Annotated in this window: 25 protein-coding genes and 1 riboswitch; of the genes, 12 read left to right on the top strand and 13 right to left on the bottom strand. The window is 75.5% G+C overall.

Annotated elements, in window-relative coordinates; translation table 11 throughout:
• Positions 1-16 precede the first annotated feature (16 nt).
• Positions 17-1093, top strand: coding sequence for an extracellular catalytic domain type 2 short-chain-length polyhydroxyalkanoate depolymerase (locus CHB98_RS15795; RefSeq protein ID WP_089306559.1), 1077 nt, complete (start codon positions 17-19; stop codon positions 1091-1093).
• 9 nt (positions 1094-1102) lie between these two features.
• Here the strand turns inward: CHB98_RS15795 and CHB98_RS15800 are convergent, their stop codons facing one another.
• On the bottom strand, positions 1103-1519 hold the full coding sequence (locus CHB98_RS15800) for a cupin domain-containing protein (protein WP_089306560.1): 417 nt from the start codon (positions 1517-1519) through the stop codon (positions 1103-1105).
• A gap of 83 nt (positions 1520-1602) precedes the next feature.
• On the opposite strand from CHB98_RS15800, the gene CHB98_RS15805 reads away from it, so the two are divergent.
• From CHB98_RS15805 to CHB98_RS15820, 4 genes are all read left to right on the top strand, one after another.
• Positions 1603-1827: a hypothetical protein gene (locus CHB98_RS15805; RefSeq protein ID WP_089306561.1), complete on the top strand. Its 225-nt coding sequence runs from the start codon at positions 1603-1605 to the stop codon at positions 1825-1827.
• Positions 1828-2092: 265 nt separating this feature from the next.
• Positions 2093-2461 carry a nuclear transport factor 2 family protein gene (locus CHB98_RS21200; protein ID WP_179224568.1) on the top strand — a complete coding sequence of 123 codons (369 nt, stop codon included), beginning with the start codon at positions 2093-2095 and terminating at the stop codon, positions 2459-2461.
• Positions 2462-2768: 307 nt separating this feature from the next.
• Entirely contained in the window at positions 2769-3041 is a 273-nt protein-coding gene (locus CHB98_RS15815; protein WP_089306563.1) for a type II toxin-antitoxin system Phd/YefM family antitoxin, read from the top strand.
• Complete coding sequence (locus CHB98_RS15820; RefSeq protein WP_089306564.1) at positions 3038-3319, top strand: type II toxin-antitoxin system RelE family toxin; 282 nt, start codon at positions 3038-3040, stop codon at positions 3317-3319. The genes CHB98_RS15815 and CHB98_RS15820 overlap by 4 nt, the downstream gene beginning before the upstream one ends.
• Before the next feature lie 224 nt (positions 3320-3543).
• On the opposite strand, the gene CHB98_RS15825 is transcribed toward CHB98_RS15820, so the two are convergent.
• Positions 3544-3861, bottom strand: coding sequence for a type II toxin-antitoxin system PemK/MazF family toxin (locus tag CHB98_RS15825; protein WP_089306565.1), 318 nt, complete (start codon positions 3859-3861; stop codon positions 3544-3546).
• On the bottom strand, positions 3861-4097 hold the full coding sequence (locus CHB98_RS15830) for a ribbon-helix-helix domain-containing protein (protein ID WP_089306712.1): 237 nt from the start codon (positions 4095-4097) through the stop codon (positions 3861-3863). Before CHB98_RS15830 ends, CHB98_RS15825 begins: the two co-directional genes overlap by 1 nt.
• A gap of 171 nt (positions 4098-4268) precedes the next feature.
• Between CHB98_RS15830 and CHB98_RS15835 the strand changes: the two genes are divergently transcribed.
• Complete coding sequence (locus tag CHB98_RS15835; protein ID WP_089306566.1) at positions 4269-7514, top strand: TM0106 family RecB-like putative nuclease; 3246 nt, start codon at positions 4269-4271, stop codon at positions 7512-7514.
• Positions 7515-7521: 7 nt separating this feature from the next.
• On the opposite strand, the gene CHB98_RS15840 is transcribed toward CHB98_RS15835, so the two are convergent.
• Genes CHB98_RS15840 through CHB98_RS15850 form a run of 3 tightly spaced genes read right to left on the bottom strand, consistent with a single transcriptional unit; the run spans position 7522 to position 9125 of the window.
• Positions 7522-8061, bottom strand: a complete 540-nt coding sequence (locus tag CHB98_RS15840; RefSeq protein ID WP_089306567.1) for a PaaI family thioesterase — start codon at positions 8059-8061, stop codon at positions 7522-7524.
• Complete coding sequence (locus CHB98_RS15845; protein ID WP_245821223.1) at positions 8058-8564, bottom strand: winged helix-turn-helix transcriptional regulator; 507 nt, start codon at positions 8562-8564, stop codon at positions 8058-8060. The genes CHB98_RS15840 and CHB98_RS15845 overlap by 4 nt, the downstream gene beginning before the upstream one ends.
• A gap of 42 nt (positions 8565-8606) precedes the next feature.
• Entirely contained in the window at positions 8607-9125 is a 519-nt protein-coding gene (locus CHB98_RS15850; RefSeq protein WP_089306568.1) for an HAD domain-containing protein, read from the bottom strand.
• Positions 9126-9611: 486 nt separating this feature from the next.
• Between CHB98_RS15850 and CHB98_RS15855 the strand changes: the two genes are divergently transcribed.
• Complete coding sequence (locus CHB98_RS15855; protein ID WP_218822390.1) at positions 9612-10673, top strand: NAD(P)/FAD-dependent oxidoreductase; 1062 nt, start codon at positions 9612-9614, stop codon at positions 10671-10673.
• On the opposite strand, the gene CHB98_RS15860 is transcribed toward CHB98_RS15855, so the two are convergent.
• The 5 genes from CHB98_RS15860 to CHB98_RS15880 form a co-directional block, all read right to left on the bottom strand.
• Positions 10656-11033: a type II toxin-antitoxin system death-on-curing family toxin gene (locus CHB98_RS15860; RefSeq protein WP_089306569.1), complete on the bottom strand. Its 378-nt coding sequence runs from the start codon at positions 11031-11033 to the stop codon at positions 10656-10658. The genes CHB98_RS15855 and CHB98_RS15860 overlap by 18 nt on opposite strands.
• Positions 11030-11233, bottom strand: coding sequence for a DUF6290 family protein (locus tag CHB98_RS15865; RefSeq protein ID WP_179224570.1), 204 nt, complete (start codon positions 11231-11233; stop codon positions 11030-11032). Before CHB98_RS15865 ends, CHB98_RS15860 begins: the two co-directional genes overlap by 4 nt.
• A gap of 36 nt (positions 11234-11269) precedes the next feature.
• On the bottom strand, positions 11270-12121 hold the full coding sequence (locus tag CHB98_RS15870) for a carbohydrate kinase family protein (RefSeq protein ID WP_179224572.1): 852 nt from the start codon (positions 12119-12121) through the stop codon (positions 11270-11272).
• 64 nt (positions 12122-12185) lie between these two features.
• Positions 12186-12854: an HD domain-containing protein gene (locus CHB98_RS15875; protein ID WP_089306571.1), complete on the bottom strand. Its 669-nt coding sequence runs from the start codon at positions 12852-12854 to the stop codon at positions 12186-12188.
• Positions 12851-14380, bottom strand: coding sequence for an ADP-ribosylglycohydrolase family protein (locus tag CHB98_RS15880; protein ID WP_245821225.1), 1530 nt, complete (start codon positions 14378-14380; stop codon positions 12851-12853). Before CHB98_RS15880 ends, CHB98_RS15875 begins: the two co-directional genes overlap by 4 nt.
• Here CHB98_RS15880 and CHB98_RS15885 point away from each other — a divergent pair.
• The gene (locus CHB98_RS15885) at positions 14373-15062 is read left to right on the top strand and encodes an NUDIX domain-containing protein (RefSeq protein ID WP_089306573.1); all 690 of its coding nucleotides are present in this window, start codon (positions 14373-14375) and stop codon (positions 15060-15062) included. The two genes, CHB98_RS15880 and CHB98_RS15885, sit on opposite strands and share 8 nt — an antisense overlap.
• A gap of 113 nt (positions 15063-15175) precedes the next feature.
• The gene (locus CHB98_RS15890) at positions 15176-15532 is read left to right on the top strand and encodes a hypothetical protein (protein ID WP_143425113.1); all 357 of its coding nucleotides are present in this window, start codon (positions 15176-15178) and stop codon (positions 15530-15532) included.
• Between the two features lie 63 nt (positions 15533-15595).
• Here CHB98_RS15890 and CHB98_RS15895 read toward each other — a convergent pair whose 3' ends face one another.
• Positions 15596-16105, bottom strand: coding sequence for a C40 family peptidase (locus CHB98_RS15895; protein WP_089306575.1), 510 nt, complete (start codon positions 16103-16105; stop codon positions 15596-15598).
• A 12-nt stretch (positions 16106-16117) separates the two neighbouring features.
• A riboswitch (cyclic di-AMP (ydaO/yuaA leader) is annotated at positions 16118-16269 on the bottom strand.
• 330 nt (positions 16270-16599) lie between these two features.
• Here CHB98_RS15895 and CHB98_RS21755 point away from each other — a divergent pair.
• The 3 genes from CHB98_RS21755 (at position 16600) to CHB98_RS21760 (ending at position 18055) form a co-directional block, all read left to right on the top strand.
• A complete protein-coding gene (locus CHB98_RS21755; RefSeq protein WP_179224574.1) occupies positions 16600-16770 on the top strand; it encodes a hypothetical protein in 171 nt (56 codons plus the stop codon).
• Positions 16771-16840: 70 nt separating this feature from the next.
• Positions 16841-17797 carry a D-2-hydroxyacid dehydrogenase family protein gene (locus CHB98_RS15900; RefSeq protein WP_218822391.1) on the top strand — a complete coding sequence of 319 codons (957 nt, stop codon included), beginning with the start codon at positions 16841-16843 and terminating at the stop codon, positions 17795-17797.
• Positions 17798-17893: 96 nt separating this feature from the next.
• Positions 17894-18055, top strand: coding sequence for a hypothetical protein (locus tag CHB98_RS21760; RefSeq protein WP_179224576.1), 162 nt, complete (start codon positions 17894-17896; stop codon positions 18053-18055).
• A 44-nt stretch (positions 18056-18099) separates the two neighbouring features.
• Here CHB98_RS21760 and CHB98_RS15905 read toward each other — a convergent pair whose 3' ends face one another.
• Positions 18100-18999, bottom strand: a complete 900-nt coding sequence (locus CHB98_RS15905) for an SMP-30/gluconolactonase/LRE family protein (RefSeq protein WP_089306576.1) — start codon at positions 18997-18999, stop codon at positions 18100-18102.
• Between the last annotated feature and the right edge of the window lies 1 nt (position 19000).

Here is a 19000-nt window from a genome sequence, read left to right on the forward strand (position 1 = left end):
GTGAGCTGGAGGACCCGTGCCCCGTCCGCGAGCAGGGCTGCGGCGGCGCGTCGCCGTCCTGGCGACCGCCTTCGTCCTCGCCGTCACTGGCCTCACCGTGGGGCAGGCCGCGCAGGGCGCCCCGGCAGCCGAGCTGCCGGAGCTCGCCATCGACGGCACCTACGTCACCGGCATCTCCTCCGGCGGCTACATGGCCAACCAGCTGCAGGTGGCCTACTCCAGCCGGATCGACGGCGCGGCCGTCTACGCCGCCGGCCCCTACTGGTGCGCCATGGGCAACGTCGCCGTCGCCCTCTACGCCTGCGCGGACTCCACCCTGCCGCGCGACCTGTCCCTCCAGTACGCCAAGACCGCCGAGTACGAGCGCGACGGCAAGATCGACCCCACGGCCAACCTGGCGAGCATGCCGACCTGGCTCTTCCACGGCAGCCAGGACCCGACGGTGAAGCGCCCGGTCGCCGACGACCTGGCCGCCTACTACCGGCACTACGGCACGCCGCTGACCTACCAGGACGGCGTCGACGCCGGGCACGGCTGGATCAGCCCGCTCGGGCCGGTCGACTGCGCGGCCACCGCAGCGCCCTACATCAACGACTGCGCGCCCTACGACGCCCAGGCCGAGTCGCTCGAGGTCATGCTCGGGTCGGTCAAGGCGCCCAACACCGGGAACCCCCGCGGCACGGTCACCGAGTTCTTCCAGGACCCGTACGCGGTCCCGCCGTCCCTCGGCGTCGGCGACGTCACCCGCACCGGCGCCGCCGCCATCGGCATGGGCGCCACCGGCTACCTGTACACGCCGGCGACCTGCACCGGCGGCGCCTCCTGCACGGTCGTCGTCGCCCTGCACGGCTGCCAGCAGACCGCCGAGCAGATCGGCCGCACGTTCGTCGAGCAGTCCAACCTCAACGCCTACGCCGACACCAACCGCTTCGTCGTCCTCTACCCGCAGGCCCGGCCCGACCCGCTGCTCGGCAACCCGAAGGGGTGCTGGGACTGGTGGGGCTACCTCGGCCCCGCGGACGTCGACTACGCGACCAAGCGCGGCCCGCAGATGGCCACCGTCATGAACATGGTCACCGCGCTCGGCGGCTGAGCCCCCGCGTCAGGTCAGCCCCGGCAGGTTCACCACGATTGCCTCCTGGCTGCTGCGGGCGATGACGACCACGGCCTCCTCGTCGGTCGGGTTCTCCTCGCGGTGCGGCGTGTGCGGCGGGACGAAGACGTAGTCACCGGGCGAGGTGGCCAGCCGGACCTCCTGGCCGTCCTCCGCGAAGACGAACACCGGGTGGCCGCGCAGCACGTGGATGGCGGTCTCGGAGTCACCGTGGTGGTGGTCGCCGGACGACGTCCGCGGGGCGACGTGGGTCTGGCCCATCCACACCCGCTGGGAGCCGACGGTCTTCGCCGATACCGCCTCCCGCCGGTCCATGCCGCTGGTCTGCCCGGTGTCGCCGGTGAGGTCGGAGGCGCGGATGTGCCGCAGCGGCTGGTGCCAGCCGTCGGCGTGCTGCTCGCTCATGCCCGCCAGCCGACCGCGCCGTTTCCCCGGCGTCAAGCAGGGGAGCGCGCGACCGCCCCGACGCCCGGCCCGAGGAGGAGACGATGCCCACCACCGACCCGGTCCGCGTGCGGTCCCGCCGCGACGCCGACCCGGTGCCCGACTCGGCCGGCCCGCACGTCGACCTCACCGAGTTCAGGGACGACCACGCCCCCCTCGAACCGGCGCTGGACCGGCTGCGCGCGGCCGTCGAGCTGGCCGAGCTGGCCGAGCTGCGCGACACGCTCACCGAGCACATCGGCAACGAGGGGGACGCGGTCCTGCCGTGATCGAGCGGCACGTCTCCGTCAGGTGCTCGCCGTCGCCACTGCCGGCGAGCGCGCGTCGATCACGAGGGCGGGCGGCCCGGTGCCGAGGGTCCTGCTCGCCGTCGTGGTCCCGTCGGTCCGGCGCCGCGAGCGTGCAGAGTCCGCGGATCGCGCAGTGCGCCGGCAGGAGGCCCCCGGTGCGAGGTCCGATGGCCCTGGTGACCGGGGCCGGACGGGAGCACGGTGGTCGCCCGGGAGAAGGGGGACCGTGATGTCACAGTCGGACGTGGCTGCGCTCCAGGACGCCTACCAGGCGTTCAGCCGAGGGGAGTTCGATGCGGCCAGCAAGATCCTGGCTCCGGACGTCGAGTGGGCGGAGCACGGCAGGGGCATGCCGTTCAGCGGGACGTGGCACGGTGCCGAGAGCGTGGTGAACGACGTGTGGACGTCGTTCGTGCAGTACTGGGGTGGTCCCGGGGTCGTGGGCCTGGAGACCGACCAGTTCCTGGACGCCGGCGATCACGTCGTGGTGACCGGCCGCTTCGTCGGCAGGGACAGCGAGGGCCGGACCCTCGACGCGCCATGCGCCCACGTCTGGCGCATGTCCGACGGCATCGCCACGCGCTTCGCCGACTACACCGACTGGACCGTGTGACCCGGGCACTCCCTCCGGCCACCGCGCGGCAGGGTCACTGACCGAAGCCGTGTCCGGTCCGGCGCCGGTGGCGGAGGGGGTCCCAGAGCCCGACGGCGGCCAGTTGGGCCGCCGGCTCCCGGTGCCGGCCGCCCGGTCACCGTGGCCTGCACGGGGCCCCGCGCGCTGATCCGGACGGGCGGGGTGTCGGGCGCGGCCATGGCGTCGGGAACGGTGACCGGGCGCGGCGGGGGGAGGCGAGTGGGTGCCGAGGCGTGTCAAGTGGTGAGCGGCGACTTCTGGCCAGAAGTCCGGCTAGTATGGCGTCATGACGTCCATCCCGCTCAGTGAGGCCAAGGACCGGCTCTCCGCGCTGGTGGAGGCGGCCGAGACCACGCACGAGATCGTCACGATCACCCGCCACGGCCGCGAGGCCGCCGTCCTGATGGCCAAGGCCGATCTCGACTCGCTGCACGAGACGCTGTTCTGGCTGTCCCAGCCCGACGTCCGTGCCGATGTCGACGAGGCCCGTGGTGAGCAGCGGACGGGGCGCACCGTGTCGGGCGACGAGCTGAGGGCCGAGTTCGGGCTTCCTGAGTGACCGGACCGTTAGCCGTCGAGGTCTCCTCGGCAGCGAGACGCCAACTGCGCCAGCTCCCCGACAAGGTGGCTGTGGCCGTCGTCGAGTTCATCACCGCCGTCCTGCCGGACAACCCGCTCTGCCTCAGCAAGCCGCTGACCGGCCCGCTGTCCGGACTGCGCAGCGCACGGCGCGGCGACTACCGCGTCCTCATCGAGGTGGACGAGACCGACCGCCGGGTCCTCGTCGTCCGGGTCGCCCACCGCGCGCACGCCTACCGGCCGCCGCTGCCGGACTGACGCGCACCCCGGCGCGGGAGGTCCCGGGACGGCGCCGTCCGTGACAGCCTCTGCGGAGCTCCGCACGCCGCACTTGGGGGGAACGTCGCGCCCGCGGCCGCCTCGAGGTCTTCGGCGTCGACGAGAACGGACGGCCCGAGCCTCGGCCGGTTCCGATCCCAGGTCGGCAAGCCCTCGTTCCGTAGCTGGTCCAGCGCCGGCGCCGCATGCACGGGAGCACCGGCTCACCGACGACCCGGCAGGTCCTCGAGGTCGAAGGCGGCGTGCAGCGCTGCGGTGAGGGCGACCTCCTGCTTGGGATGCAGTCGGCCGATCTGCCTCCCGAGCACGGAGGCCGGCACGGTGACCACGTTGTCGCAGCTGACGACGCTCGGATTGTCCAGGCCGTTGTCCGGTCCGACGGCAACCTCGGTCGACAGCCCGCGGACCGTGCTGGTGATCGGGGCGACGGTGACCCGCGAGAGGTGCGGGCGCACGAGTTCGCGGGTCAGCACCAGCACCGGCCGGGTCTCGTCCAGCTGGGCGAGATGGATGGGCCGCATCAATCGAGGTCGTCGAGCGGAGTGCGGGTGGTGTGCTCGGCGAGTGCCTGGAGATCGTCGTCGCCCGCGGCGGCGGCGTAGATGGCCGCGTCGCGAGCCGCGAGTTCGCGGCGCCGCTCCCGCTGGAGCGCCTGACTGACGACCGCGGCGCGGGACGGAGCCCGGCCGTCGGCCACCAGTCGGTCGATGAAGGCGACGAGCTCCTCGGGGAGCCGGACGGCGATCTGCGTGCTCACGCGGGCCACGGTACCCGGCTGGGATTCGTATTGGTACCACAGCGTGGAGGGGCCGATCGGTGCGGGAGGTTCCGGGTCGGCGCCGTCCGTGACAGCCTGCACATGGCTCTGCACGCAGCACTCCGGGGGAACGTTTGCCGCACTCGACCCTGCTCGACCGGGCCTGACGCCGTGTACCGCCTCGACGGCCGGCTGGTCCTCAGCCCCAGCGACCTGACCCGCCACCAGGAGTGCACCCACCTCACCGCGCTCAACCTCGCCGTCGCCGACGGCCGGCTGCAGCCCCCCGCCGAGGGGGTGAGCGACCAGACGGTGCTCGTCGCCGACCTCGGCATCGCCCACGAGCTGTCCTACCTGGAGTACCTGGAGCAGCAGGGCCTCAGCGTGGCCCGCCTGCAGGGCAGCCGCGACGAGACGGCGACGGTCGAGGCGATGCGCGCCGGCGTCGACGTCGTCCACCAGGCCACGCTGTTCGACGGCCGGTGGGGCGGGCAGGCCGACTTCCTGCTCAAGACCCCGACGCCGTCGGTGCTCGGCCCCTGGTCCTACGAGGTCGCCGACGCCAAGCTCGCCCGCCGGGTCAAGGTCCCCGCGCTGCTGCAGATGGCCACCTACGCCGACCGGCTCGCCACGCTGCAGCACCTCCAGCCGCGGCGCATCCACGTCGTCACCGGGGACGGCGCGCAGCGGCCGTGGCGGCTGGTGGACGTCGCCGCCTACGCCCGCCGCGCCCGCGGCCGCCTCGAGGTGTTCGTCGCCGGCGTGCCGCCGACCGCGCCGGTCCCGATCGGCCACTGCGACCAGTGCACCTGGGCGCCGCGCTGCTCCGCCGAGCTCCGGGCCGGCGACGACCTGAGCCTGGTCGCCGGCATGCGCCGCGACCAGCGCGCCGCCCTCCGCGGCGCCGGGATCGCCACCCTCACCGCGCTCGCCGAGGCCTCCGACACCGCCCTCAAGGACGCGGGCCTCGGCCGGGCCGCCCGCACCCGGCTGCGCGACCAGGCCCGCGAGCAGCTGCGCGGCCGGCAGGCCGAGCGGCCCACCCGCACGCTGCTGCCACCCCTGCTCGCCCAGGGGCTGCTGCGGCTGCCCGAGCCCAGCCCCGGCGACCGCTACCTCGACTTCGAGGGCGACCCGCTGGCCGGCGACGGCCAGGGGCTGGAGTACCTGGCCGGCCTCGGCGACCGCACCGGCCGGTTCACCGCCCTGTGGGCGCATGACGCCGCCGAGGAGCGCCGCATGGTCGCCGATCTCGTCGACCGGCTCGTGCAGGCCTGGCGGGACGACCCCGGCATGCACGTCTACCACTACGCCGCCTACGAGGTCAGCGCGCTCAAGCGGCTCACCGGGCGGTACGGCGTCCGCGAGGCCGAGCTCGACCAGCTGCTGCGCGCCGGCCGGTTCGTCGACCTGCTGCCCGTCGTCCGCCAGGGGATGCGGATCAGCGGGGAGTCCTACTCGATCAAGAAGGTCGAGGCCTTCTACGGCCGCGAGCACACCGGCGAGGTCGCCGACGCGATGGGCAGCGTCGTCGAGTACGAGAAGTGGCTGGCCGACCGCGACCCGGCCCGGTTGCGCGCCATCGAGGACTACAACCGCGACGACGTCGACTCCACCCGCGAGCTGCACGACTGGCTGGAGACCCAGCGCACCGAGCTGGCCGCCCAGTACGGCGTGCTGCCCCGCCCGGCGGCCCCCGAGGCCACCGCCCCGGCGCCGGGGTCGGACGCCGAGGCCGCCGAGTCCGCCCTCGTCGAGCGGCTCCGCGACGCCGGCCACCCGCTGCTCGGCGACCTCGTGCAGTGGCACCGCCGCGAGGCCCGCCCCGGCTGGTGGGAGTTCTACGCCCGCGCCGACCTGGAGGACGAGCAGCTCGTCGAGGACCGCACCGCCCTCGGCGGCGTCACCGGCGGCTTCGAGATCGGCAGCGACAAGCGCAGCAAGCTCTACGAGTTCTGGTTCCCGCCGCAGGACACCAAGCTCTCCGTCGGCTCCCGCGCCGTCGACGTCGACACCCGCGTGCGCGTCGGCGAGGTGCGCGAGCTCGACGCCGCGGGCGGGCGGATGGTGGTCAAGGCCGCCAAGCCGCCGGCGGCCGCCCGCGGGCTGGGCCCCGAGGGGCCGATCGACGACCGGCCGCTGCGGGAGGCCATCGCCGCGACCGCGGACGACGTCCTCGCCGGCCGGCCGTGCCTCGGCCAGGCGCTGCTGGACCGCGTGGTCCCGCCGGACACCCGGCGGCTGCCGGGCGAGGAGGCCGGGGACGCCGTCGTGCGGCTCGGCCGGGCGCTGGACGGCCAGGTGCTCGCCGTGCAGGGCCCGCCGGGCAGCGGCAAGACGCGGGCCGCGGCTCGGCTGATCCGCGCGCTGCTGGACGCCGGGAAGAAGGTCGGCGTCACCGCGACGTCCCACGCCGTCATCGGCAACGTGCTGCGCGCCGTGGAGCGCCCGGCGCTGCAGAAGTGCGACGGGCACCAGGCCTGCGGCGCGCCCGGGGTGGCCTGGTCCAGGGACGGCAACGACGTCGCCGCCCAGCTGCTCGACGGGACGGCGACCCTCGTCGGCGGCACCTCGTGGTTCTGGGCCCGCCCGGACCTGGCCCAGGCCGTCGACGTGCTGGTCGTCGACGAGGCCGGGCAGTTCTCGCTGGCCAACGCGGTCGCCGTCGCCCGGTCGGCCCGCTCGCTGGTGCTGCTCGGCGACCCGCAGCAGCTGGCCCAGCCGACCCAGGCGGTGCACCCGGGGGAGTCCGGGCTGTCCGCGCTGGAGCACCTGCTCCAGGGGCACGCCACCGTGCCGGAGGACCGCGGCGTCTTCCTCGACCGCACCTACCGGATGCACCCGGCGCTCACCGCGTTCGTGTCCGACCTGGCCTACGAGGGGCGGCTGGAGTCCGCGGCCGGCCGCGAGCGGATCGCCCTCGACGGCTGGGCCAGCGGGCTCGCCGTCCGCTTCGTCGCGCACACCCGCCCGGCGGCGGCCGTCTCCGACGACGAGGCCGCGGCGGTGGCCGGCCTGTGGCGGTCGCTGCAGGGGGCCGCCTGGACCGATGCGGACGGTCGCGAGCGGCCCATCGGCCCGGACGACGTGCTGGTGGTCGCGCCGTACAACAGCCAGGTCGGCGCCATCCGCACGCTGTTGCCGCACGCCCGGGTAGGCACCGTGGACCGCTTCCAGGGACAGGAGGCGCCGGTCGTCGTCTACTCGATGACGTCGACGTCGGCGGAGGACGCGCCCCGCGGGGTCCCCTTCCTCTACGACCTGCACCGGCTCAACGTGGCGGTGTCCCGGGCCAAGGCGCTGGCCGTCGTGGTGCTCAGCGAGGAGCTGCTCGACGCCGCCGTCCGGACGCCGGAGCAGCTGCGCCAGGTCAACGCGCTGTGCCGGCTGGTGGAGATGGCCACCGTCGTCCGGTGAGCGCGGCTCAGGACGGCAGGGGGAAGACCAGCAGCGAGCCCGACGCGGTGGCGACCGCCCGCCCGGCGGCATCGGTGACCTCGCCCTCGGCGAAGGCGACCCGGCTGCCGGGCTTGACCACCCGGCCGACCGCGCGCAGCGGCCCGCTGGTCGCCCGGACGGCGCGCAGGTAGTTCACCTTCAGCTCGATGGAGGTGTACCCGACGCCCTGCGGCAGCGTCGTGTGCACGGCGCAGCCGACCACGGTGTCCAGCAGCGTGCACACCAGGCCGCCGTGCACCACGCCGATTGGGTTGTAGACCGACTCGTCGACCGCGCAGCCGAACTCGACCATGCCCTCCTCGATCGCGTGCACCGACATGCGCAGCAGCGAGGCGATCGGCGGCGGGGGCAGCCGCCCGTCGCGGATGGCGCGCATCGCGTCCAGCCCGCTCAGCCCGGCCGCGCCGGCCGCGGTGACCATCGGGTCGTACCACTCGACGCTGCGCGACCGGCTGGCCCCCCAGCTCTCCTGCGGCGTCACCAGGTCGGCGGTTCGGTCGGTCATCGCGGGTCCTCCTCGGGTGGCAGGCCGAGCAGCGTCCGGCCGGCCGGGGTCAGGGTGGGGCGGGCGCCGGCCAGCGGCTCGCCGCAGGTCCGGCAGGTCCAGGTGCCGTCGACCGGGTGGTCGCCGTGGCCGGCCGTCTCGTGGTGCAGCCGCACCGCCGGCCGGTCGGCGGCCCAGCGCTCGCCCCACAGCAGCAGCGCCTGCAGCACCGGCACGAGGTCCCGGCCGGCCGCCGTGAGGTGGTAGCCCGAGCGCGGGGGAGCGGTGGCGTACGGACGCCGTTCCAGCACCCCGGCCGCGACGAGGGCCGTGAGCCGCGCGGACAGCCGGTCGCGCGGGGCACCGGTGCCGCGGGCGATGTCGCTGAAGCGGTGGTTGCCCAGCGCCACCTCGCGGACGGCGAGCAGCGCCCACCGCTCGCCGACCAGCTGCAGGGCGGCGGCGAGGGAGCAGGGGCGCCCGGGCAGGTCCGCCACCCGCACGGGCCCACCGGCGGTCTCCACGGCGGTCAGTTTGGATGTCCAACCGACTCCGGTCAAGCGGGGTCAGAGCCAGGCCTCGACCTCGTCCAGCTGCTCGTGGGTCAGGCCGAGGCGCAGGTCGGGGGCGACCACCAGCACGTGCCGGTTCGCCGCCAGCCACTCCCCGGTGTCGGCCGCCTGCTCGGCCAGGTCGTCGTCGACCCAGACCACCCGCCGGTCCGGCTCGGCCTCGACGACCGCGCGGGCGGCGGTGAGCTTCCACCAGCCGGCCCGCCCGCCGAGCGACCCGGCGAACCCGGTCGGGGCGGCGTCGTCCCGGCCGTGGGTCACCAGCCCGCGGGGGAGGCCCATCGGTTCGGCCAGCAGCCGGTCGGCGTCCGTCGTCCAGGTGGTCAGCCACTGGATCTCCACCCGGCCGGACTCGTGCAGCGCGCGCAGCCGGGCGGTGACCGTGGGGTCCCAGGTCAGCACGTAGCCGTTGAAGCGGCCCCGCTCCCAGCCGTCGGGCAGGTCCGTGCGCGCGGCGTTGAGCACGCCGTCGACGTCCAGCAGGAGGATCGGACGCTCACCGGTCGGGGCCACGCGCCCTCCCTACCCCCGCTGCGCACCGGTCCCAACGGCCCTGGTGCCGGGCACCGGCCGTTCCTGGCGTCCGGTGCATGCGTGCGGACGCGACCCGGCGCCCCGGGCGGCCGGCATGAGCGCCCCGGTGCTGGTCGCGGTCGACGACCACGCGGACCTGCTGCGGGACGTCGAACGGGAGCTGCGGGCCCGGTACGAGCGCGACTACCGGGTCTGCTGCCTGGCCTCGCCGCGCGAGGCGCTCGGCATCCTGGCGGAGCTCGCGGCGGCCGGCGAGCAGGTCGCCCTCGTCCTCGCCGGCGAGGTGCTCGACGGCGCTCCCGGCACCTCCCTGCTGGCCGAGGTGCGGGGCCTGTTCCCGCAGGCCCAGCGCGTGCTGCTCATCGGGTACGGCCGCTACGGCGACTCGGCGACCGGCGACCGGCGACCGGCGACCGGCGACCGGCGACCGGCGACGCGATCTTCGAGGCGATCGCCGGCGGGCGGATGGACCACGTCGCGCTGCGGCCGGCCGCGCCGCCGGACGAGCAGTTCCACCAGGCCTCGTCGGGCCGGGCCGACGAGCTGCGCGCCGTCCTGCAGCGCTGCGCCATGCCGCACCGGTTCGTCCTGGCCGGGTCCGTCGAGGGCCGCGCCCTGCTCGCCGACGCGGGTGAGCGGCGGCTCCCGCTCATGGTGATGCCGAACGGCGCGGTGCTCGCGGACCCCAGCGACGTCGACATCGCCCGGGCGTCGGGCACCGCGGTCGCCCCGGACCGCCGCCGGTACAACCTCGTCGTCGTCGTCGTCGTCGTCGTCGTCGTCGTCGTCGTCGGCGGGCCGGCCGGGCTGTCCGCGGCCGTCTACGGCGCCTCCGAGGGGCTGCGCACGCTGGTGATCGACGCCGGCGGGCTCGGCGGGCAGGCCACGTCGAGCTCGGCGATCCGCAACTACCTCGGCTTCCCCCGCGGCGTCAGCGGCGGCGAGCCGGCCCGCCGGGCCTACCAGCAGGCGTGGGTCTTCGGTGCCCGGTTCGCGTTCGTGCAGCGGGCCACCTCCCTGGCCCGGGAGCGCGACGGCATCGTCGTCGGGCTGGACACCGGCGGGGTCGTCGTCGCGGACGCCGTCGTGCGGGCGACGGGCGCCAGCTACCGCCGGCTCGGTGTCGAGTCCCTGGAGGCGCTGCGCGGTGCCGGTGTCCACTACGGTGCCGCCGCGACCGAGGCGCCGCTGGCCGCCGGCCAGGACGTCCACGTCGTCGGCGGGGCGAACTCCGCCGGGCAGGCCGTCCTGCACCTGGCCCGCTACGCCCGGCGCGCGACGCTCGTCGTCCGGGCGGACACGCTGGCCGCGGGGATGTCGCACTACCTGGTGCGGCAGATCGAGGAGACGTCCACCATCGGCGTCCGGACGGCGACCGAGGTCGTCGACGGCGGCGGCACCGGCCGCCTGGAGCGCCTGGTGCTCCGCGACCGCGCGTGGCATCGGCCGTCGGAGAGGGGTCGATCGCCATCCAGCTGGTGCACCGGCTGCTGGCCGCGTGACCGGCCGTCAGTCCCAGGACGCTGAGCCAGCCTGGAGGCGTTCGGCGATCGGCTCGACCTCGTCGAGTTCTCCTGCTGCGACCGCCATGACGAGGTCGTAGGCCTCGTCGTTCGACAGGGTCAGCCGGATCCCGTTGAGGCCGTAGAAGGCGATGGTGGCCGCCAGCGCCAGCCGCTTGTTGCCGTCGACCAGGGGGTGGTTGCGGGCGAGTGAGTGCAGGAGTGCCGCGGCCTTGGCGTGGAGGGAGGGGTAGGCGTCCTCGCCGAACACCGTCGACCGCGGTCGCGCCGCAGCCGAGTCCAGGAGGCCGATGTCGCGGACCTGGACCTCCCCGAGCGTCCGCCCGGCAACGTGCAGCAGGTCGTCGAGGTCGAGGTGAATCACCGACCGAGCCGCTCCAGTGCGTCGGCGTAGCGCGGCAGTTCCCGGTCGAGCACGCGGTCGAGTGCCTCTCGCTTGCTGTTCCGCTCGATGTAGTCGCGCACCGCCTGGCGGGCGACCTCCTGCATCGACCGGCCCTCCAGCTCCGCCCTGCGGCGCAGGGCCTCGGTCTCCTGCTCGTCGAGACGCAGCGTCATGGCCATGAGGACGACGGTATCATGTGTGATACCACAGGGTCGTCAGGGCGGCGGCTGGCCACCGAGCACACCGGCGACCGCGGCGGCCGCCGCGTGACCGGCCAGGACGGCGTCCGGCACCGGGACCCCGGCGCGCCAGCCGGCCAGCACGCCTGCGGCGAAGGCGTCCCCGCAGCCGGTGGTGTCGCGCGGTCCGCGGAGAAGCGGCCCGACCGGGATCTCCGCCGTCCCCGAGCGGGTCGTCACCCGGGTCGGGCGCGCCGCCGCGTGCACCAGCACCAGCTCCGGCGCCCACCCCGGCAGCTCGCCGCCGAGCCCGAGCACCTCCGCCTCGGCGGCGTTGCAGAACAGGACGTCGGCGCGCAGCCCGGCCAGCAGCCCGGCGTAGGCACCGGTGCCGTGTCGCTCGATGCGGGTGGCCGCGGCGACGTCGACGCTGACCGGCACGCCCTCGGCGTGGGCCAGTGACGCCGCGGCCTGCACCGCCTCCGGGAAGCGCAGCAGGTCGTAGCCGTCCAGGTGGAGGACGGCGGCGGCGGCCAGCCACGCCGCGCGGACGTCGGCCGGCTCCAACCCGCCCTCGCCGCGGTCGGTGAGCAGCGTGCGCTCGCCGTCGGGGTGGACGAGCACCGTCGACAGCGGCGCCCGGCCGCGGCGCACCACCGCCACCTCCACGCCGCGGGCGGCCAGCCCGGTGAGCAGCCCGTCGGCGAGCGGGTCGGCACCCGCCCAGCCGGCCAGCCGCGCCGGGACGCCGAGCCGCGCCAGGTTCGCGGCCACGTTGGCCGGTGCCCCGCCCGCGGTCGTCGTCCGCACCACCCGCTGTTGCCCGCCGGCCACCAGCGGCGCGGACAGCGCCAGCACCTGGTCGGCGACCAGCTTGCCCAGCGCCACGACGGGCCCCGGTCCGGCCCGCCGGGGCCAGCCCGGGTCACCGGCTGTCACTTGCATCGTCCGCTCAGCCGCGGACCGGCAGCCCCGGTGGGACGTCCTCCCGCCGCCTCCCGGCCGCGGCGAGGAGCTCGTCGACGGCGCGGTGCAGGGCGTCGACGACCGAGGCGTCCCCGAGCCGCTCGGTGACCGCCCCCTCCACGCTCGTGTAGTACCAGAGCAGCTCGTCGGTGCCGGCGTTGGAGGTTTTCCAGAAGCCGGGCCCGTAGCGGCGGACGTCGGCGGCGATGCACCGGGCGTTGTGCGTCTTGTCCGCCGCGGTCACCAGGAGCGCGTCCGCCGGCTTGTCGGACAGGCCGGCCACGTGGGCGAGCTTGCGCTCGGCCCAGGTGCCGCTGCGGTTGCCGGCGGCGTCCAGGCCGTCGGAGCAGGCCAGCACCATGGCGGCCACCGCGTCCCCGAACCGCGACGTGATCTCGGCCAGGACCTCCGCACCGGTGCGCTCCCCCGAGTCCTCGACCGCGTCGTGCAGCAGGCCGGCGATGCCCTGGTCCTCGGTGCCGCCGTGCTCGAGCACCAGCGCGCTGACGCTCATCAGGTGCGTCAGGTAGGGCACCTCGGAGCCCTTGCGCCGCTGGTCCCGGTGGTGTGCAGCGGCGTGGGCCAGCGCCTCGTCGTAGCGGCTGGACAGGGGCCCCGAGCCCATCGTGGTGCGGGCCTCCAGCGTGGCGGTCATCCGTTCCCCTCCTCTCGCAGGACGGCGGCGCCGTCCACTCCGTCGTCGGCCGTGCAGGACGCCTCGAGGCGGGTGAGCGCGGCGGTGAAGCTGTCGTTCCACAGGCCCAGGTGCTCCCACCGCTGCGCGACGTGGGCGGTGGCCTCCTGCACCGACATCCCCTCCTGGCGGACCAGCCAGGCGCGCAGCACCAGCCCGGTGCGCGACGCCCCGCCGTGGCAGTGCACGAGCAGCCGGTGGCCCTCGGCCCGCAGCGCGACCATGTCGTCGAGGACGTCGGCCAGCATCCCGTCGAGGTCGGCGTTGGCCTCGTTGTCGGCGATGTAGGCCATCCGGTGCAGCGGGTGGGTGAACGGCTCGCCGAGCCGGCACAGTGAGATGACCGCGAAGTCCTCCTCGCTGTACCGGGCGCCGTCGAGGTTGCCGGCCCAGATGCCCGGCAGCACCTCCCGCGGGCCGATCCGCGGGATCACCCCGGGGTCGTAGCTCTGCTGCGCGCCGCCGTCGAGCGCGGCGGCCAGCTGCTGCAGGTCGGCCAGCCGCCACACGCGGTCGCCGTGGCCCGGCACCCGGCCGTGGACGGCGGAGGCCCAGCGGATCGGGATGCCGCCCATCCCGTACACCGCCCCGGCCAGCCCGCCGGCGACCGCGGCGACGGTGTCGGTGTCCCCGCCGAGGTCGACCACCCGGCGCAGCACGGCCTCGACGCCGCCGCCCTGCCGCAGCGCCCACACCGCCTGGCCCAGGGTCGGCCACACCGCCCCGTTGGACTCCGTCGCCTGCTCCGGCGTCCAGCCCGGCGCCAGCACGGTGGCCCACCGCGCGCGGTGCTCGTCGGCCACCGCCTCCAGCGCCTCGGGGACCGCCGCGAGCGGGTCACCGCCGTCCAGCGCCACCCGCACCAGCTCGTGGAACACCGCGCAGCCCTCGCCGGCCGACGGGTCGCCGTGGGTGAGCGCGGAGATCCGGCGGGCGGCGTCCATGGTGGCCTCGCGGCCCTCGCGGGCGAACCGGATCGCCGCCGGTGTCGTCCGCATCAGCGACCCGTTGCCGGCCGCGCGCCCCGAGCGGGCGAAGTGCTCGGCGGCCGCGACGTCCCACGGCCGGCCGGAGCCGAGGACGGCGCGGGTCTGGTTCCCGACGTCCTGGGGGTCGGCCGCCGCCCAGGTCCGGAACCGGTCGAACAGGTCGGCCTCGTCGAGGTCGCCGCGCTCGACCAGCGAGGTCGCGACGAGCAGCGCCATCTGGGTGTCGTCGGTGACCTCGCCGGGCTGCCAGAGTCCCCCACCGCACATCTCGGTGCCGGATCCGCGGGCCGGCCGCGGGAAGCGGGCGGAGAAGGCGCCGGGCGGGCCGAACTCGAACGGGGCACCGAGGGCGTCGCCGACGGCCGAGCCGACCAGCGCGCCGGCGGCACGCGAGGAGCGGTGGATGCGAGAGGTCGCCGAGTTCTCCAGCACGCCTTGAGAATACCACACCATTTCGAGCAGTGCTCGATTAATGCGGTAGGGTGGGGTCGTGGCCAAGAAGGGCAAGCGGACGCTGCAGGACTACCCGCGGCCCTCGGTGGCGGTCGACACCGCCGTCCTCACCGTGCTGCCCCCCGAGCGCACCGGGCGGGGCGACGACCGCGGCGAGCTCGCCGTCCTGCAGGTCCGCCGCACGGGCGGGCACAAGCGGGGCGAGTGGTCGCTGCTCGGCACCTTCCTGCACGAGGGGGAACTGCTCGCCGGGTCGGTGGCGCGGTCGCTGCGCGAGAAGGCCGGGCTCGGCGACGACGTCGTCCCGCGGCAGTTGCGGGTCTTCGACGCGGTGGAGCGGGACACCCGGGGGCGGGTGCTCTCGGTGGCGCACAAGGTGTGGGTGCCGCACGCCCGGCTGGCGCCGGTGGTCGAGGCCGCCGACGGGGGGCTGCGCCTGGTGCCGGTGGGTGAGGTCGGGCCGATGCCGTTCGACCACCCGGAGATCGTCGCGGAGGCCGTCGCCCAGGGGCGGGCCGAGTACGCGAAGCGCGCCGACCCCGGCCGGCTGCTGCCCGGCTCCTTCACGCTGCACGAGCTGTGGGTGGTGCACGACGCGGTGGCCGGGCACTTCGACTCCACCGAGGACGCCTTCCGGCTGCGCGCCGTCCGGCTGCTCGAACCCTCCCCGGAGCCGCCGCGCAAGCTCGACGTCGGCCGGCCGGCCAAGCTCTACCGCCGCCGCTGACCGGGGCGCTGCCTCACGCGACGGGGGGAGGCCGGGTGCTCCAGCTCTCCCCGCGGGCCCGTCCCGGTGCTCTGCTGTGCCTGACCGAGAGGCACCACGGCAGGGAGGGCGCTGTGACCGATCGCCCGGCCGGGCGTCAGGGCTGCGCCGTCCGCGTTGCGGGCCACGCGGTGCACCCCACCCGCCTGCGGCGGTGCCTCGACCGCCCCGCCGCGACGCGGGTGCCGGTCGTCGTGCTGGGTGCGGTGGGGGACGTCGTCACGCTCGCCTGCGGGGCGGAGCTGCGGCGCTACCGCAACCACGACAGCGGGCGGCTGCTGTCGCTGGCCGCCGGAGCAGGCCCCCGTGTCCTGCTCGACGAGCGCTACGCCCTGCTCTTCGTGCGCACCGGGCCGCGGGACGCCGGCTCGGTGTTCTCGCTGCAGCCGGCCGACCACCTGCCGCACCCGTGTGCCCCGGGTGGGGGCTGACCGACCCGCCGGTCCCGCACGGCCACGGCGTCGTGGCCGTGCGGGACCGGTCCGGGGGTCGGGTCAGGCGACCCGGCGGGCGCCGGAGTAGCTCGGCATCGAGTCGACGTTGACGACCTTCACCGACGAGCCGGAGCTCGGGGCGTGGACCATCTGGCCGTTGCCGATGTACATGCCGACGTGCGAGACCGGGCTGTAGAAGAACACCAGGTCACCGGGCTGCAGGTCGGACTTCGCCACCGCGGTGCCGAACGTCGCCTGGTCCCGCGACACCCGCGGGATGGAGACGCCGGCCGCCTTGTACGCGAAGCTGGTCAGCCCCGAGCAGTCGAAGGCGTTGGGGCCGGTGGCCCCCCACGAGTAGGGGTCCCCCACCTGGGCGAGTGCGGTGTCGACGGCGGTCTGCGCGGCGCCACTGGCGGCCGCGACAGGGGCGGCCGTCACGACCGCGGCGGAGGGGGCGGTGCTGTTCGCCGACGCCGGCAGGGGGGCGAGGACGAGACCGGCACCGGCGATGGCGGTGACGGCGAGGCCGCGGAACGAGCGGCGCGAGGTGGTGCGGGCAGTCGTCATCGACGACGGGTCTCCTGTTCTCCACGACCGCCTACCGGGTTAGCTGACGGGTTCGGACGGGGGAGTCGCCCGGCGCGACGGATCGCGCTTCACCCCAGTGCTGCGGTGGGTCCCCGGTCCGCGCACCGGTCATCGACCGGCCCGCGGTTCGGCGGCGTCCGGCGGGTGCCACCAGGGAGGCGGCGAACGGCCCGACGGACGGCGCGAACGGTAGGTGCGGGGTCCGCGCCCCGACAAAACGAGCCGGGCCCTCCGGGGGGTCGCCCTCCCGGGAGGGCGACACGCCGCGCCGACCTGCACGGACGGCTCCCCGGTCGGCCGTGCTCCCGAGCAAAGGCGCAGGTCAGCGGCGTGTCGAGAACTTCGCCGCACCGCGGAGCGTCCGAACATAAGGTGACGGCCGGATGACGGACCGCGCCGGTGGTTGGACCGGTCCGGCACCGGGCACGGGGAACGGGACGGTGTCGGGACGCGGACGACGAGAGGACGAGGACATGGCCGGGATGTTGAGGAAGCTGCTGGCGTCGGGGATCGCGGCGAAGGTCGTCCAGGAGGCCAGCAAGCCGCACAACCAGGCGAAGATCAAGGCGTTCATCGCCAAGATGGCCGACCAGAACAAGAAGCCGGGCGGCGGCCGCGGCTACGGCAGCGGCCCCTCGCGCTGACCGCAGGACACCGGCCCTGACGGTCACCCCCGCCCGCACCGCGGGCGGGGGTCCTCGGCATGCTCGGGCGGTGCTGCGCATCGCCGTCCTCGACGACTTCCAGTCCGCCGCCGCCGACTTCGCCGACTGGTCGCAGCTGCCGGAGGCCGCGGACGTCGTCGCCTTCCGCGACCACCTCGACGACGAGGACGCCGTCGCCGAGCGGCTGGCCGGGTTCGACGTCGTGATCGCGATGCGCGAGCGCACCCCGTTCCCGCGCAGCCTCCTGCAGCGGCTGCCGGGGCTGCGGCTGCTGGTCACCACCGGCGCCCGCAACGCCGCGATCGACCTCGCCGCGGCCGCCGACCGCGGCATCACCGTCTGCGGCACCGGGGCGCACCCGACCGGAACCGTCGAGCTCACCTGGGCGCTGGTCCTGGCCGTCGCCCGGCACGTCCCCGAGGAGGACGCCGGGCTGCGGGCCGGCGGCTGGCAGCGCACCGTCGGTATCGACCTCGCCGGCGGCACCCTCGGCGTGGTCGGCCTCGGCCGCCTCGGCACCCGCGTGGCGCGGATCGGGGCGGCCTTCGGCATGGACGTGGTCGCCTGGAGCCAGAACCTCACCGCCGAGCGCGCCGCGGAGGCCGGCGTCCGCCGGGTGGACAAGGACGAGCTGTTCGCCACCGCCGACGTCGTCACCGTGCACCTGGTGCTCTCCGAGCGCACCCGCGGGCTGGTCGGTCCCGACGAGCTGGCCCGGATGAGGCCCACCGCCATCCTGGTCAACACCTCGCGCGGCCCGGTCGTCGACGAGGCCGCCCTGCTCGCCGCGCTGCACGAGGGCCGCATCGCCGGCGCGGGGCTGGACGTCTACGACCGCGAACCCCTGCCCGCGGACTCGCCGCTGCGCAGTGCCCCGCGCACCGTGCTCACCCCGCACCTGGGCTACGTCACCCGCGACACGTACGCGGTCTTCTACGGCGAGGCCGTCGAGGACGTCGCCGCCTTCCTCCGGGGCGACCCGGTGCGCGTGCTGCACCCCGCGTAGGCGACGGCCGACACCGGATCGCAACGCCCGGCGCCGGTTGGGCCCCGCCCCGCCGGGCACCCCTGGGGACCGGCACACGAGCACAGGAGGCACCCCATGGGACTGTTCAGCGGAGCGATGAAGGCCGGCCTGGCCAAGAAGGTCGTCGACGAGGCCCGCAAGCCGCAGAACCAGCGCAAGATCAAGGACCTGGTCGCGAACCTCACGAACAGGAAGGGCGGTGGCGCCGCCAGCGGCCGGGGCACCGGGCGGGGCTGAGCCCCCGGGCCCGCGCCGGACCGGCGCGGGCCGCCCGGCCGGTGCTACGGGCGGCCGGCGTGCGGGACGCCGACGTCGGTCGCCACGAGCACCGCCTCGCGCACCGGCGCCCGGGTGTGCTCGTAGAAGTCCGGGGCGCAGCACATCAGCAGCGTGCGGCCGTCGTCCCCGCCGAGCATGCAGGCGAAGACGCCGAGCCCCTCCGGCGCGGCGACCTCGTCGACGATCGCGCCACCCTCGGCGACCCGCACCACCCGGCGGCCGACGCCGTCGGCGGCCCAGACGTGGCCCTCGGCGTCCAGGGTGCACCCGTCGGGCGCGACGACCAGCTGGCCGAGCACCTCCGCGGTCGTCCGGCCGGTGACCTCCGGCCCCAGGGACGCCCACACCCGCCGGTTGGTCAGCGACCCGTCCGCGCCCAGGTCGAAGGCGGTGTACCGGTTGCCCAGCGTCTCGCCCACCAGCAGGGTGCCGCCGTCGGGGGTGAGGACCATGCCGTTGGGGAACTGCAGCCCGTCGGCCGCGACCGTCACCGTGCCGTCGGGGTCGACCCGCTTCAGCGACGCCGTCGCCGCGTCCCCTCCACCCATCAGGTCGAAGCCGAAGTCGCCGGCGAAGACCTGCCCGGCACCGGTCACCACCAGGTCGTTGAGGTGCCCGCCGCAGTGGGCGGACAGGTCGGCGTGCGTGGACAGGGCCCCGTCGGCGTACCGCAGCACGCGGTGGTCCTTCATCGAGGCGACGACCAGGGACCCGTCGGGGAGCCAGCCCAGCCCAGAGGGCTGCTGCTCCACCTCGACGACCACGGTCTCCGCCCCGGCGGTGGTCACCCGGCTCACCGTGTGCCGGTAGAAGTCCGACACCCACCAGGTGCCGTCGTGCCAGCGCGGCCCCTCGAAGAAGGCGCCACCCTCCAGGACCGTCCTGAGCTGCCGTTCCGCCATG

Origin of the sequence: Geodermatophilus pulveris (genome assembly GCF_900188375.1) — a bacterium.
GTDB classification, from domain to species: Bacteria; Actinomycetota; Actinomycetes; order Mycobacteriales; family Geodermatophilaceae; genus Geodermatophilus; species Geodermatophilus pulveris.